At 63.5% G+C, this 14,744-nt stretch carries 14 protein-coding genes; 8 read left to right on the top strand and 6 right to left on the bottom strand.

Annotated features, from left to right (window positions below; genetic code table 11):
- Positions 1-225 precede the first annotated feature (225 nt).
- The 3 genes from rph to NPX02_RS06830 are packed head-to-tail and all read right to left on the bottom strand — an operon-like array spanning position 226 to position 2,794.
- Positions 226-942 carry a ribonuclease PH gene (gene rph / locus NPX02_RS06820; RefSeq protein ID WP_260292711.1) on the bottom strand — a complete coding sequence of 239 codons (717 nt, stop codon included), beginning with the start codon at positions 940-942 and terminating at the stop codon, positions 226-228.
- Positions 939-1,820 carry a PP2C family protein-serine/threonine phosphatase gene (locus NPX02_RS06825; protein ID WP_260292712.1) on the bottom strand — a complete coding sequence of 294 codons (882 nt, stop codon included), beginning with the start codon at positions 1,818-1,820 and terminating at the stop codon, positions 939-941. The genes rph and NPX02_RS06825 overlap by 4 nt, the downstream gene beginning before the upstream one ends.
- Positions 1,817-2,794: a serine/threonine protein kinase gene (locus tag NPX02_RS06830; protein WP_260292713.1), complete on the bottom strand. Its 978-nt coding sequence runs from the start codon at positions 2,792-2,794 to the stop codon at positions 1,817-1,819. The genes NPX02_RS06825 and NPX02_RS06830 overlap by 4 nt, the downstream gene beginning before the upstream one ends.
- A gap of 157 nt (positions 2,795-2,951) precedes the next feature.
- Between NPX02_RS06830 and NPX02_RS06835 the strand changes: the two genes are divergently transcribed.
- From NPX02_RS06835 to NPX02_RS06855, 5 genes are all read left to right on the top strand, one after another.
- Positions 2,952-3,806 carry a YicC/YloC family endoribonuclease gene (locus tag NPX02_RS06835; RefSeq protein ID WP_260292714.1) on the top strand — a complete coding sequence of 285 codons (855 nt, stop codon included), beginning with the start codon at positions 2,952-2,954 and terminating at the stop codon, positions 3,804-3,806.
- Between the two features lie 104 nt (positions 3,807-3,910).
- A complete protein-coding gene (gene gmk / locus NPX02_RS06840; protein ID WP_260292717.1) occupies positions 3,911-4,525 on the top strand; it encodes a guanylate kinase in 615 nt (204 codons plus the stop codon).
- A gap of 318 nt (positions 4,526-4,843) precedes the next feature.
- Complete coding sequence (gene rpoZ, locus NPX02_RS06845) at positions 4,844-5,125, top strand: DNA-directed RNA polymerase subunit omega (protein ID WP_260292718.1); 282 nt, start codon at positions 4,844-4,846, stop codon at positions 5,123-5,125.
- 95 nt (positions 5,126-5,220) lie between these two features.
- Entirely contained in the window at positions 5,221-7,386 is a 2,166-nt protein-coding gene (gene spoT, locus NPX02_RS06850) for a bifunctional GTP diphosphokinase/guanosine-3',5'-bis pyrophosphate 3'-pyrophosphohydrolase (protein ID WP_260292719.1), read from the top strand.
- Positions 7,387-7,407: 21 nt separating this feature from the next.
- Positions 7,408-7,800: a RidA family protein gene (locus NPX02_RS06855; protein ID WP_260292720.1), complete on the top strand. Its 393-nt coding sequence runs from the start codon at positions 7,408-7,410 to the stop codon at positions 7,798-7,800.
- Between the two features lie 16 nt (positions 7,801-7,816).
- On the opposite strand, the gene NPX02_RS06860 is transcribed toward NPX02_RS06855, so the two are convergent.
- A complete protein-coding gene (locus tag NPX02_RS06860) occupies positions 7,817-8,233 on the bottom strand; it encodes a secondary thiamine-phosphate synthase enzyme YjbQ (protein ID WP_260292721.1) in 417 nt (138 codons plus the stop codon).
- A 264-nt stretch (positions 8,234-8,497) separates the two neighbouring features.
- Positions 8,498-8,812, bottom strand: coding sequence for an MTH1187 family thiamine-binding protein (locus NPX02_RS06865; RefSeq protein WP_260292722.1), 315 nt, complete (start codon positions 8,810-8,812; stop codon positions 8,498-8,500).
- A 167-nt stretch (positions 8,813-8,979) separates the two neighbouring features.
- Here NPX02_RS06865 and recG point away from each other — a divergent pair, with 167 nt between their 5' ends.
- From recG to ubiA, 3 genes are all read left to right on the top strand, one after another.
- Positions 8,980-11,097 (top strand): ATP-dependent DNA helicase RecG, encoded by a 2,118-nt coding sequence (gene recG, locus NPX02_RS06870; protein ID WP_418067322.1) that lies wholly within the window; start codon positions 8,980-8,982, stop codon positions 11,095-11,097.
- 354 nt (positions 11,098-11,451) lie between these two features.
- The gene (locus NPX02_RS06875) at positions 11,452-11,949 is read left to right on the top strand and encodes a chorismate--pyruvate lyase family protein (protein ID WP_260292725.1); all 498 of its coding nucleotides are present in this window, start codon (positions 11,452-11,454) and stop codon (positions 11,947-11,949) included.
- Positions 11,946-12,851 carry a 4-hydroxybenzoate octaprenyltransferase gene (gene ubiA, locus NPX02_RS06880; RefSeq protein ID WP_260292726.1) on the top strand — a complete coding sequence of 302 codons (906 nt, stop codon included), beginning with the start codon at positions 11,946-11,948 and terminating at the stop codon, positions 12,849-12,851. Before NPX02_RS06875 ends, ubiA begins: the two co-directional genes overlap by 4 nt.
- A gap of 54 nt (positions 12,852-12,905) precedes the next feature.
- Here ubiA and dsrA read toward each other — a convergent pair whose 3' ends face one another.
- The gene (dsrA, locus tag NPX02_RS06885; protein WP_260292727.1) at positions 12,906-14,153 is read right to left on the bottom strand and encodes a dissimilatory-type sulfite reductase subunit alpha; all 1,248 of its coding nucleotides are present in this window, start codon (positions 14,151-14,153) and stop codon (positions 12,906-12,908) included.
- Positions 14,154-14,744 lie beyond the last annotated feature (591 nt).

Consider the following 14,744-nt stretch of genomic DNA (forward strand, 5'->3'; position numbering starts at 1 on the left):
GCGGTTCGTATTACTCACCGCATCCTACGGGTTGTAGTTTTAGGGCGAAGGATGGGTGGAGCGTCCCGATGAACTCGCTGCTGGCTCCCTCTCCGGCGCGCAACCCATCGCGCATCTGCATCCGCAGATGGGTTACGGCGCGCTCGACCGCCGCGAACAGCCGTCACAAGGGTGCCGCGCCTGCACCCATCCTACACGCTATGAATGAATCCACCGCCCGATGCGCTATCCCTCCAACGCCTGCCGCTGCAGCGCCATGATCTCGCGGATGCCGCCATCCGCCAGCGCCAACATGGCATTCAGCTCCTGCAGGTGAAAGGCGTGTCCTTCCGCCGTCCCCTGGACCTCGATAAAGGCCCCGGCCTCGTTCATCACCACGTTCATGTCGGTCTCCGCCTGGGAGTCCTCGGCATAATCGAGGTCCAGTACCGGTACCCCCCGATAGATGCCGACCGAGACCGAGGCGAGCTGGCCGTGAATCGGATCGCTGGCGAGTTTGCCGGACTCCCGCAGCTTGGCGACGGCATCGCACAGCGCCACATAGGCGCCCGAGATGGAGGCCGTGCGGGTGCCGCCGTCCGCCTGAATGACGTCGCAGTCCAGGGTGATGGTGCGTTCGCCCAGGGCCTGAAGGTCGGTCACCGCGCGCAGGCTGCGGCCGATCAGCCGCTGGATTTCCAGGGTGCGGCCGCCCTGTTTGCCCCGGCTTGCCTCCCGTGCCATGCGGCTGTCGGTGGAGCGGGGCAGCATGCCGTATTCGGCGGTCACCCAGCCCTGGCCGCTGCCCTTGAGGAAGGGCGGTACGCGCTCCTCGACCGAGGCGGTGCAAATAACCTGGGTATCGCCGAACGAGATCAGTACCGATCCCTCCGCATGCTTGGTGAAGTGTCGGGTAATGCGGACGGAGCGCATCTGCTCGGGGGTGCGGCCACTGGGTCTCATTCTTTCTCCTGCTTGATTTCGGTTTCAAAATTGTTGATGGCGTTCTGCAGCTCGGCAATGGCCCGGGCCAGGTTGCTCTCTTCCGCGGGCTCCGGCTGTTCGCTCCGGGTCTCGTCCAGCTTGTCTTGGTCCCCCTGCTGCATCCGCAGGGCGAGCAGGGTGATGTTATCACTGTCCGGAAAGGCATTGTGGGCCGCCTGTTCGGCCAGCTTGCGGACCGCGTCCGACAGCGGCAGCGTACTGAACAGGGTGTTCAGCAGTTCCTCTTCGCTGATGCTCCCCCAGAGTCCGTCGCTGCACAGCAGCAGGATATCCCCGGCCTCCAGCTTGTGTTTGCCCAGGGTGATGTCCGGGGAGGCCAGCGCACCGCCCAGGCAGCGGGTGACATAGTTGCGCTGGGGATGGTTCTTCTGCTGTTTGGCGGTGATCACCCCCTGCTGTTTCAGCCGTTCGACATAGGAGTGGTCAATGGTCTTGGAGAGTACCCGGCGCTCCCGCAGCAGATAGAGCCGGCTGTCGCCGGCATGTGCCCAGTGGGCCACACTCTTCTGCACCAGGCAGGCCACCGCCGTGGTGCGCGGATCGATGGCCGGCTGCTGTTCATAACCGAAGGCAACGATATTTTCATGCGCCTTGTGCAGCAGGCGGGTGAGAAAGCTGCTGGGATTGAGGATTGGGTGGGGGATCCGGTTGAAATAGCTCTGGCAGGTATCGATCAACACCTGCGCCGCCGCCTCACCCCGTGGATGGCCGCCCATGCCATCACCCAGCCCCAGCAGGACGCTGCCACCGTCGGTCACCCGGATACAGCGGTCCTGATTGATCTTGCGGTCGCCTATCAGGCTGCTGAAGGCGGATTCACCGGGTTGTATACTCATTCAGGGGGGTTCTCCTTGAGCAAATCGTCGGTTGTCGCCGGTGGTGTCTGGGGGTTGTTGGCCGGGCGCCCCCGTTCCTGGGTCAGTGCCTCCAGCATGACACCGGCATTCTGCGGTCTTAGCAGGGGGTCCACCTCCATCGCCCAGTCGATCACATCCAGCAGGTAGGCGGGGTACTGTTTCCGGTACAGACTGGCGACCGGTTTCATGGAATCCTGCGCGTGCCGTTCGATGGCCGAGGGCGGCGGTTTGCCCTCGATGCAGGAGCGCATGGTGGCGCCGATGGCGTAGACGTCGCTCCACGGGCCGACGTAACCGGAGGAGTAGTACTGCTCGACCGGGGCGAACCCGGGAGTCACCACCTGGGAGGATTGCCGGCTGCGCGTGGTGGCGAACTGGTGCACGGCGCCAAAGTCCAGCAGCAGGGGATTGCCGCCCGGCCGCAGGTGGATATTGCTGGGTTTGATGTCCAGGTGCAGTTGTCCCTCGGAGTGGATCAGGTTCAGGGCGTCCAGCACCGCCGGGAAGACCGTCAGCAGAAAGGTGGTGCTGAGTCCGCCATTGCGCTTTTTTACATAGCTGCCCAGGTTTTTGCCATGCTCATAGTCCATCACCAGGTAGGCGGTGTTGTTGGCCAGGAAGAAGGTGCGGACATTGACGATATTGGGGTGGCGCAGGGTGGCCAGCGCCTTGGCCTCCAGGTAGAAGAGCTTGCGCCCGTTGTGGAAGGCGTCGCACTGTTTCTCGCCGCTCACCTGCACCCGGCCGGCCGGATCCCGCACCGCCAGCTTCTTCGGCAGGTACTCCTTGATCACCACATGGTCCTGGGTGTCCTCGTCCTCGGCCAGATAAATCAGGCTGAAGCCGCCGCTCCCGATCAGTTTGATGATCGAGTAACAGTCAATGACGGTACCGGATGGTAGGCTGTCCCTGTTCTGTTCCGCGGGTGAAGAAATAATCGGCTCCGGATGCACTCTGTACGAATGCGCATTATGATACACCTAACACCGTCAACGGCCGTGAGGATCTCGGCAGTCCGGTCGATCGGCGGGTAGATCACTGCCTGCGTTGTCATGATGATACGCAGTACTCTTCCAAGTATAAATAACAGGTGCGCACATGATCTGCAGTATGACCTCATTTTCAAGAAGAGAGAGCCGCGACGAGCTGGGTGAACTGGTATGCGAACTCCGCTCGGTCAACCACCGCTACCTGGAGCTGTTTGTGCGGCTGCCGGAAGAGTTGCGCGCCCTGGAACCGCTGGTCAGGGAGCGGGTGGCGGCCCGACTGGGGCGTGGCAAGGTGGACTGCCTGTTCCGTTTCGTGCCGTCGAAGAGTGCCACCGCCGGGGTGGCGGTGAATCAACGCTTCGCCCAGCAGATCATCGATGCGGCCGGTGAAGTCGGACGTCTGCTGCATGAGTCGGTGCCCCCCCGGGCCATGGAGATCCTGCGCTGGCCCGGGGTGCTGGAGACCGAGGAGGTGGATCTGACGCCAGTGCATCAAAAGGCGGCGGAGCTGCTGGATGAGACCCTCGATGGCCTGATCGACTCGCGCCGGCGCGAGGGTGGTCGCCTGGCGGAGCTGATCAGCCAGCGTTGCGGGGCGATGCGCGAGGAGGTGACCAAGGTGAAGCAGCTGATGCCGCAGCTGCTGGTGTCGCTGCGTGACCGGCTGCGAGCCCGGCTGGCCGAACTGACGACCGAGCTGGATGAGGGGCGCATCGAACAGGAGATGGTACTGCTGACCCAGCGGCTCGATGTGGATGAGGAGATGGACCGCCTGCAGACCCATCTGGATGAGGTGGAGGCGGTACTCGCCCGGGACGAGCCGGTGGGACGGCGGCTGGATTTCCTGATGCAGGAGCTGAACCGGGAGGCCAACACCCTGGGCTCCAAATCCAATGACGTGGAGATGACCCGGGTGTCGGTGGAGCTGAAGGTGCTGATCGAGCAGATGCGCGAGCAGATCCAGAATATAGAATAGGTACAGGGCGTTGCCATGTCCGTCGCTTGCCCGGAGGGCGGGCGGGCCGGGGAGTCGCGACGCGCCATGTACCGTCAGAGAACGGAAGGAAAAGCGGAAACAACATGACTACAGGTACCCTGTTTATAGTGTCCGCCCCGTCGGGGGCGGGTAAGACCAGCCTGCTGAAGGCACTGGTGGAGACCGAGGAACGTGTGCGGGTCTCCATCTCCCACACCACCCGTCCCCGAAGACCGGGCGAGAGCGATGCCGTGGACTACCATTTCGTGGATAGCGATGCCTTTAACCGGATGATCGAGGCGGGTGCATTTCTGGAGCATGCCGAGGTGTTCGGCAATTTTTACGGTACTTCCGAGGCTGGTATCCGCGAGCAGATGGAGCGCGGCAATGACGTAATCCTGGAGATCGACTGGCAGGGCGCGCGGCAGGTCCGCGAGCGGTTCCCGGCGGCGGTCTCGGTGTTCATCCTGCCGCCCACCCCGGAGGCACTACGCCAGCGGCTGGGCAGCCGGGGGCAGGACAGCGAGGCGGTGATCCAGCGACGCCTGGGCGAGGCGAGGGAAGAGATGTCGCACTATCCCGAATACGACTACATCGTGGTCAACGACCTGTTCGACCAGGCCCTGGGCGAGCTGCGGGCGATCATCACGGCGCAGCGGCTGCGCCAGTCGGTACAGGCGCAACGGCTGCAGGAGCGGCTGCGCTCGTTGCTGGCCTGAATCACCATTCCGACTACAGCCATGCTAAATTTGGCGGGACCCTGGAGAACCACGGATTCACACAAATAAACACGGATTCAGAATTCCGATCTCCCATCTGTGTGGATCCCTGTCCATCCGGGGTTCCTTGCCAGTCGGGGCCGGGATAACTAAACGGCTATTGAAAGCCATACTTGGAATTGCTGCTCCGGCTGGCTGGTGCGCACGCGGGCATTGTTATACTATTAAATGTTCCGGTCGTGACGGCCGGCGTGATTGTACTATTTTCTTCCCCGGGGACAGCGTATCCGGGGATTGGACCTTCGGAGTGTATTGAACATGGCCCGCGTTACAGTTGAAGATTGCCTTGAGCATGTGGATAACCGTTTTGACCTGGTGTTGCTGGCGACCAAGCGCGCACGCCAGTTGAGCCATGGCGTGGCGCCGCTGCTGGCCTGGGAGAATGACAAGCCGACCGTCGTGGCCCTGCGCGAGATCGCCGCCGGCCTGGTGGACGATCATCTGGTGGCCCCCAAATCCCAATCCGAAGTGGACATGAGCGCCCTGGAAGACAACTTCGGTTCGGATGGCCTGGTGGATGAGCAGGCCTTTGCCAGATAAGGAATGGGTACCCGAGGTCTCTCAATAGAAATAATCAGCCCGTATCTTGCCGAGGCTGCGTTGGTCTGTGGCGCAGCCTTCGACCGGTTTATCGTATGAGCAGTCCGGCCGGTGTCCAACCTTCTGAATCGAATAACAAACCGCGCTTCCTGATCAGCGATCTCTGCGTCTATCTCGAATCCTATCTGAGTGTCGAGCAGATTCGTGAAGTCTACCGTGCCTATGTCTTCAGCGCCGAGGCGCACGAGGGGCAGAAGCGCCTCAGTGGCGAGCCTTACATCTACCACCCCCTGGCCGTGGCCCGGATCCTGGCCGATATCCGCCTCGACCACCGCTGTCTCATGGCCGCCATCATGCATGATGTACTGGAGGACACCCCGGTCACCATGGCCAAGCTGGTAGCCGAATTCGGTGAAGAGGTGGCCGCCCTGGTGGACGGCGTCAGCAAGCTGAACCAGATCAATTTCCCCTCCAAGGCCGAGGCCCAGGCCGCCAGTTTCCGCAAGATGCTGCTGGCCATGACCCAGGATATCCGCATTATCCTGATCAAGCTGGCCGACCGGCTGCACAACATGCGAACCCTGGAGGTGATGCGCCCGGAGAAGTGCCGGCGGATCGCCCGCGAGACCCTGGAGATCTATGCCCCGATCGCCCATCGGCTGGGTATCTACCGGTTGCGTACCGAGCTGGAGGAGCTCTGTTTCGCCGCCTACTGGCCGATGCGCTACCGCGCCCTGAAAGAGGCGGTGCGCGCCGCCCGGGGTAACCGCAAGGAGGTGATGGCCAACATCGATGCCGCGCTGGTCGGCCGCCTGGAGCAGGATGGGATCGTCGGTGTGGTGCGTGGCAGGGAGAAGCACCTCTACAGCATCTACACCAAGATGCGCGACAAAAAGCTCTCCTTCTCCGAAGTGGTGGACGTCTACGCCTTCCGCATCATCGTCGACCGCCTGGACACCTGCTACCGGGTGCTGGGGGTGGTGCACAACCTCTACAAGCCGGTCCCCGGACGCTTCAAGGACTACATCGCCATCCCCAAGGCGAACGGTTATCAGTCGCTGCACACCCTGCTGTTCGGGCCCCACGGCCTGCCGATCGAGATCCAGATCCGCACCGTGGAGATGGACCGCATGGCGGAATCGGGCATCGCCGCGCACTGGCTCTACAAGTCCAGCGACAACCAGAGCGGCAAGGCCCACGCCGATGCCTCCAGTTGGCTGAAGAATCTGCTGGAGCTGCAGAAGGACGCGGGCGACTCCATGGAGTTCCTGGAACACGTGAAGGTGGACCTGTTCCCGGACGAGGTCTATGTCTTCACCCCGCGCGGCAAGATCATGGTGCTGGCCAAAGGGGCTACGGTGATCGATTTCGCCTACGCGGTGCACTCCGACGTGGGCAACCACACAGTGGCGGCCCGGGTCGACCGGCACATGGTGCCGCTGCGTACCCGCCTGTACAGCGGCCAGACGGTGGAGATCATCACCTCCGACTCGGCCAACCCCAGTGCCGCCTGGCTCAACTTCGTGGTAACGGGCAAGGCACGGGCCAATATCCGCGGCTACCTGAAGAACCTGCGCCATCAGGAGGCGGTCACCCTGGGGCGGCGGCTGGTGAACAAGGATCTGGCGCAGCACAATCTCACCATTGATGAGATTCCGGAGGCACGGCTCGGCCGTCTGCTGGAGGATTTCCATCTGACCAGCAAGGAGGCGTTACTGGAGGAGATCGGCCTGGGTAACCGCATGCCGCTGTTGGTGGCACGCCGGCTGACCGATTCCGACAGTGAAATCCCCCGGGAAGAGATGCCGCCCCAGGCCGGTTCGGCGCCGCTGGCGATTACCGGTACCGAAGGCATGGTGGTGCGGTTCGCCAAGTGCTGCCGGCCGTTGCCGGGAGACGAAATCGTCGCCATTTTCAATCCCGGCAAGGGTATCGTGGTGCACCGGCATGAGTGCCGCAATCTCGGCGATTTCCGCAAGAGCGACAGCTGGCTGGATGTGAACTGGGAGAAGGAGCCGGTGGGCGATTTCACCACCGAGATCAAGGTGGATGTGGGCAACAAGCGGGGCGCCCTGGCGTCCGTGGCCTCGGCCATCTCGGAGATGGGCTCCAACATCAAGAACGTCAATATGGAGGAGCGGGACGGTCTCACCTCCACGCTCCATTTCGTGGTGGCGGTGGATAGCCGCATCCACCTGGCCAATATCATGCGCCGTCTGCGCCAGTTGAAGACGGTGCTGCGCATTCACCGCGTCGGTTGAATAGACAGAGGGCAAACAGCAATGGAAAAAGAGATCATTCGAACCGACCTGGCACCGCAGGCGATCGGCACCTATTCCCAGGCGGTCAAGGTCGGGACCACGGTCTATCTCTCCGGACAGATTCCCCTGGTGCCGGAGACCATGGAGATGGTGACGGGCGATATGGAGGCGCAGATCCGTCGCGTCTTCGATAATCTGCAGGCGGTGGCCCGGGCGGCCGGCGGCGAACTCCGGGATGTAGTCAAACTGAATATCTTTCTTACCGACCTGGTGCACTTCCCCCTGGTGAACAGCGTTATGGCGGAGTACTTCGCCCAGCCCTACCCGGCGCGGGCGGCCATCGGCGTGGCCCAGTTGCCCAAGGGGGCGGACGTGGAGATGGATGCGGTGATAGTGCTCTCGAGCGGCGGCTGACACCTGCCCGCTACGGCTACTCCCCCTGCACCGTGACGGTGATTTGGCGGCGCTGCGGCGCGGTTCGATGTTCCCACAGGTAGAGCCCCTGCCAGGTGCCCCGGGCGCAGTGCCCGGCGGTGACCGGCAGGGTCAGGTCCATGTTGGTCAGGATCGAACGGATATGGGCCGGCATGTCATCGGGCCCCTCCAGCGTGTGTTCGTAGGCCGGGTCGCCATCCGGTACCAGCCGCGCCATGAACTGCTCCAGATCGCGGCGCACCGCCGGATCGGCGTTCTCGCACAGGGTGAGCGAGGCGCTGGTATGGTGGGTATAGACATGGCACAGGCCGGTACTGATGCCGGAATCACTCACCACCCGCTCCACCTCCCGGGTGATGTTGTAGGTGCCCCTGCCGTTGCACTGAATCTGCAGTATTGCTTGATGGATCATCCCGAAAACCTCTCTTTTACCGCTAAGGACGCAAAGAACCCGAAGGAAAAAATCGACTTGTATTTGCCCGCTCCTTCACCTGCCGGGTTAGACCGGAGGAGTGGTACAGGGATGTCCCGATAACGGAGCCGAGGATGCAATGCACCGTTTACGGACCTGAGGACGGAAATGTAGGTAACCATTGTATCTCTTTGCGTACCTTGCGTTCTTGGCGGTTGATTCGAGGCATTCAGGATCATCGCTTCTCCCGGGTCGTCTGGCGGCTCAGCTGCGCACCTCGCCGATCTTCTCGCGCACCGAATCCAGCTTGCCCTGCATGCGGTTGCCGCTGCCCTGGCGGATATCCAGCGTCAGGGTGGAGTAGACCCGCGCGCAGCCGGCCCTTTCCAGTATCCGGTAGGCCGCCTCCACCAGGGCCAGCGCCTCGGGCAGGGTATCGGTCTCGATAATGGTGCCCATGGGGGTCAGCTGGTAGTCACTGCCGCTGTCACGGATCATGCCGATTATCTGGCTCACATAGGCGCCCACACTCTCCCCCTTGTCGGTCGGGAACATGGCAAACTCCAACAGTACGGACATGGCCGGTCTCCTCTATTTGTTCTCTCTAGGTTTTCCATGTGGATTTATCTGGTAATATTATCACCCAATTGATTAGCTGCCGGTCTTGTCATGTTTGTCAGGTTAAGCGTGGCACAGGGAAGCGCCGCTGGCCATGATTGCCATATTCATCAAGAGGGATGCGACGGATGCCGGAAGGGGGGGCTTTGAACAATCACGCTGGGGTTCCAGGATTGGACCAGCTGCCGGTAACCGCCCTCAAGGGGGTCGGTTCACGCAACAGCGAGAAACTGGCCAAGATCGGCGTCAGGACCGTTCAGGACATCCTCTTTCACCTGCCGTTCCGCTATCAGGATCGCACCCGGGTGGTGCCGATCGGCTCGCTGCGTCCTGGCGACAGCGTGGTGGTGGAGGGCGAGATCGAACTGGCGGATATCCGCTTCGGGCGTCGCCGCTCGCTGTTGATCCGGCTGACCGACGGCAGCGGCGCCCTGACCCTGCGCTTCTTTCATTTCTCCACCGCCCAGAAGGCGGCGCTGAGCCGCGGTCGCCGGCTGCGCTGTTATGGCGAGGTGCGCCCCGGTCCCGCCGGCTATGAGATGGTCCATCCCGAGTATCAACCTGTCGGGGAAGGGGAGAGTCCGGCGGTGGAGGAGAGTCTGACCCCGGTCTACCCCACCACCGAGGGGATGCACCAGCTCAGCTGGCGCGCCATGGCGGGGCGGGCGCTGGCCCTGTTGCGGGCCGATCCCGCCGCCCTGCCGGAGTGGCTGCCGGAGGAGTTGCTGCAGCGCTTTCGCCTGCCCGATCTGGCCGCCGCCCTGGGTTACCTGCACCGGCCGCCGGCGGACGCCCCCCAGGCGCAGCTGCTGGCCGGCGCTCATCCGGCCCAGCAGCGTCTCGCCTTCGAGGAGCTGATGGCGCACCAGCTTAGCCTGCGGGCGACCCGCCAGCGCCAGAAACGTCAGCAGGCACCGGCCCTGACCGCTACCCGGCGGCTGACCCGGCCTTTTATCGAGCGGCTCGGCTTCACCCTGACCGGGGCCCAGCGGCGGGTGCTGCGGGAGATCGCCCGTGACCTGGAGCAGACCCACCCGATGCTACGCCTGGTGCAGGGGGATGTGGGCTCGGGCAAGACCGTGGTGGCGGCGTTGGCGGCCCTGCAGGCGGTGGAGGCGGGGCACCAGGTGGCGCTGATGGCGCCCACCGAGCTGCTGGCGGAGCAGCACCTGCGGGTGCTGCGGCAGTGGCTCGAACCGCTGGGGCTGGACGTGGCCTGGCTCACCGGGCGCCACAAGGGCAAGGCGCGCGAGCAGCTGCTGGAGGGGCTGGTCGCCGGGAGCACCCCGATTGTCGTGGGTACCCATGCCCTGTTTCAGGCGGATGTCGATTTCCAGGCGCTGGGCCTGGTGATTATCGATGAGCAGCACCGCTTCGGCGTGCACCAGCGAATGGCGTTGCGCGAGAAGGGCGGCGGCAGCGCGGTGCCCCATCAACTGATCATGACCGCCACGCCGATCCCCCGTACCCTGGCGATGACCGCCTATGCCGATCTGGATCTCTCGGTGATCGACGAGCTGCCGCCGGGGCGCACCCCGGTGGCCACGGTGGCGATCCCGGACAGCCGCCGTGGCGAGGTGGTGGAGCGGGTGCGCAGCGCCTGTGTGGCGGGGCGTCAGGCCTACTGGGTCTGCACCCTGATCGAGGAGTCGGAGGCGTTGCAGTGCCAGGCGGCCGAGGAGGCGGCGCGCATGCTCCAGGAGGCGCTGCCGGAGCTGCGCGTCGGCCTGGTGCACGGGCGGCTCAAGGCGGCCGAGAAGGAGGCGGTAATGGCGGCCTTCAAGGAGGCCGGGCTGGACCTGCTGGTGGCCACCACCGTGATCGAGGTCGGGGTGGACGTGCCCAATGCCAGCCTGATGATTATCGAGAACCCCGAGCGGCTCGGCCTGGCCCAGCTGCATCAGCTGCGCGGCCGGGTCGGCCGCGGCGCGGTGGAGAGCCACTGCGTGCTGATGTACCACCCGCCGCTGTCACAGAATGCCCAGCAGCGGCTTGGCGTGATGCGCGCCTCCACCGACGGCTTCGAGATCGCCCAGAAGGACCTGGAGCTGCGCGGCCCCGGTGAGGTGCTGGGTACCCGGCAGACCGGCGAGATGCAGTTCCGCATTGCCGATCTGCTGCGGGATCAGCCCCTGTTGGCGGAGGTGCAGCAGGCCGCCCAGCTGCTCCTGGAGCGCTATCCGGAGCGGGTCACCCCGCTGGTGCGGCGCTGGGTCGGCGACCGCCAGCACTACATCAACGCCTGAGGTGACAGTGCGGTAAACGCCCAGGGTCCTGATGCCGTTCCGCCTGATTTTCAGGGGGGTGTAGGATGCCGGTGAGGCACGAACCGCATCATTTACCGGCTTCCGGATCGATGCGGTTCGCAAGCTCACCAGCATCCTACCCAAAAAAACCGTCATAGGGCGCCCCGTGGGCGTCGTCGGCGGGCACGGCCCGCGCTATGGTGCATGAGCGCGGCCATTTGCATTTATAGGGGAATCGGGGAAAAAAATCGGTGATAATGACCTATTTGCAGTCAGCGGAAGTCGTTCTTGAAGCATCAATACAGCAGGTGCGAACCTCACTGGAGCCCCTGGTGCCGGTTTCGGCATCACCAGGTGCCCCCGGAGATCGAGCAGTGGTTGCGCGATCGTGGCTCATTGACGGCGCGCCTGAAGAGCGCCTCGCACGGGGACTTCCGGGTCAATCTGCTGCGACAGGGGTGGGCGCGACCGCTGGACAGCGAACGTCGCCTGCTGGGCATGCGCCGGGGTGGGATCGCCATCCTGCGCGAAGTGGAACTGATCTGCGGCGGCGTCCCCTGGGTATTCGCCCGCACCCTGATTCCGGCACCTAGCCTGAAGGGGCCGGCCCGGCGGCTGGCGCTGCTGGGCACGCGGCCGCTGGGCGAGGTGCTGTTCGCCGATCCGGGCATGCGGCGCGGGATTACCCAGATGGCGCGGCTGAACGCCCGGCATGCCCTGTTCGCCTCCGCCACCGCGCACTTGCAGCCGGTAGCGGAGATCTGGGGGCGGCGTACCCTGTTTCACCTGGCGGGAAAGCCGCTGCTGGTGAATGAACTGTTTTTACCCAATATTCCAGCGAGTCCCACATGAGTCATTCGCCATCCGACCTCAACACCGCTGCGACGCCACGCACCTTGGGCCGACAGCTGGACGGCTATATTCGCCTGGTCCGGCTGGACAAGCCGATCGGCATCCTGCTGCTGCTGTGGCCGGCGCTCTGGGCCCTGTGGCTGGCCGGCGCCGGTGAACCGCGCTGGGGGGTGGTGCTGATCTTCATCCTCGGTGTGGCACTGATGCGCTCCGCCGGTTGCGCCATCAATGATTACGCCGACCGGCATATCGACGGCCAGGTGAAACGCACCTGTGGCCGGCCGATCGCCACCGGCGTGGTGTCGCCGAAAGAGGCGCTCTGGGTGTTTGCCGTGCTCTGTCTGATCGCCTTCGGCCTGGTGCTGCTGCTCAACCGCCAGACCGTGCTGATGTCGGTGGTGGCGGTGCTGCTGGCGGCCCTCTATCCGTTCATGAAACGCTATACCCACCTGCCCCAACTGGTGTTGGGCATGGCCTTCGGCTGGGCGGTACCGATGGCCTACATGGCCCTGCTCGGCGACATCCCGACGGTGGCCTGGGTGCTCTATGCGGCCGCCATCCTCTGGGCGCTGATCTATGACACCGAGTACGCCATGGTCGACCGCGAGGATGATCTGCGTATCGGGGTCAAGTCCACCGCCATCCTGTTTGGCCGCCAGGACCGGTTGATCATCGGCCTGCTGCAGCTGGCGATGCTGGCGCTGCTGGTGCTGGTGGGTGCCCGGGAGGGGCTGGGGATGGCCTATTATCTGGGGCTTGCGGTAGCGGCGGCGCTGTTCGTTCGCCAGCAGGTGCTGATCCGCGGGCGCGAGCCGGCCGCCTGTTTTAGCGCCTTCCGCAACAACAACTGTGTCGGCATGACGATCTTCTTCGGCCTGCTGCTGGATTATCTGCTCGGGTGAGTGTTCGGCAGGGGACCCGGACCGTGCCGAAGCGCGTCCGGGTCCCCGGTCGGCTTATACGGAGCCCGACTTACGCTCGTTCCATTTCGCCGCCTGCTCATCCCAGTCGTCGGTGCGGACATAGGGATTGGTACGCGGCTGGGAGATCATCTCCGGCTCGATCTCCAGGCCGAGACCCTCGAGGAAGTTGATCAGGCCGATGCGTTCGATCATCTCACCGGTGCGCTCGTGCTCCAGGGCGTTCTCGGCGAAGAAGTCGAGGATGCTGGTGCTCAGCTCCTCCAGCCACTCGAAGTCCTCGTCGCTCTCCAGCTTGTGGAACGGCACGACCACCGTGCCCATCAGATCACCGATCTTCAGGGTGCGCTTGCCGCCCACCAGGATGGTCACGCCCTTGTCGTCACCCGGGGAGAGGGCCTTGGTCATCACGTTGATGCAGTGCATGCAGCGCACGCAGTTGGGATTGTCCACGACCAGGGTGTCGTCGTCGTTCAGGGACAGGGCCTGGGTCGGGCAGCGGGTGATCACATTGTCGATGGTGTATTTGCGTCCCTTCTTGGCGACGAACGCCTGCACCTCGGCCTGATCCACCTTGATGTCGTCACGCCAGGTGCCGATCATCGCCACATCGGCGCGCTGGATCGAGTTCATGCAGTCGTTGGCGCAGCCGGAGGCCTTGAACTTCAGCTTGTAGGGCAGGGCCGGGCGGTGCATGTCGTCCAGGTTGGCGTTGACACAGGTGCGCATCGCGCGGGCCTCGTCGTAGCAGGACTGTTCGCAACGGGCGGCGCCCACGCAGGACATGCCGGTGCGTACCGCCGGGCCGGCACCGCCCAGGTCGAAGCCCGCCTTGTTGATCTCGTCGAAGGCCTTCTGCACATTCTCCGTGGAACAGCCCTGGAACATGATGTCCCCGGACTGGCCATGGAAGGCGATCAGCCCGGAACCGTATTTCTCCCAGATGTCGCACAGGTGGCGGATGGTCTTGGTGTCGTAGTGCATGCCGGGTGGGGGGATCACGCGCAGGGTGTGGAATTCGGCCGCCGCTGGGAACAGCGGCTTGTTGTTTTCATCCTTCAGTTCGGTGAACCGGGGAATGATGCCGCCGCCATAACCCATGACGCCGACGGTGCCGCCTTTCCAGTAGCCTTTGCGGGTTTCATATGAAGTTTCGAGCTGGCCCAGCAGATCGACCATCATATCGCTGTTTTTCGCCAGACGTTTCAGGCCGGTAACAAAGCTCGGCCAGGGACCTCCCTCCAGCTGATCCAGCATCGGGGTATCATGCATTGGTTTTGTCATACTGCTCCTCCCAAAATTACCAGTCATCCGGAGTGTTGGCTCGATCTGTCGGTCCGGGACTGCCATTCGTGTGTGACCCGCCTATATATGGGGGCTTGGGGAAGATGATAGATCAAAGCAATACCAAGTAAACCACTAGGTTATTGGGGTATCGGAAACACCTACCGCGCCGAACCGTAGGGGCAGGCCCCCGTGCCTGCCCTTTGTTCCAGATCCCCCGGGGACCAGGGCAACCACAGGGGGTTGCCCCTACCCATCCCTGGAGTAACTACTCACCCGGGTTGTAAGCGATCGGCCTGCCTTGTTGGCCGATCTTGATGGCGCCTCGAAATCAGCCCTATTTTCAGATTCAAGCCTGCCCTTGTTTGAGCGCAGCGAGTTTGGGCAGGCGCTGAAAATGGGGCCGAATTCGAGGAAACAAGCCATCGTGTGAGGCCGGCAAGGCAGGCCAATCACCCCGTGAGCAGTTACCCTCCGGACAAAAAAAAGCCCGGCGGGGTGCCGGGCGTAAAATCTCTCTATGCACTGTTCAGAGAGAGGAGGATTTCTGCCTGAAGGCCGCTGCGGGCCGTCGGGACTTTGCTGCACCCG

Origin of the sequence: Sedimenticola hydrogenitrophicus (assembly GCF_025175675.1) — a bacterium.
In the GTDB taxonomy this organism is placed as follows: domain Bacteria; phylum Pseudomonadota; class Gammaproteobacteria; order Chromatiales; family Chromatiaceae; genus Sedimenticola; species Sedimenticola hydrogenitrophicus.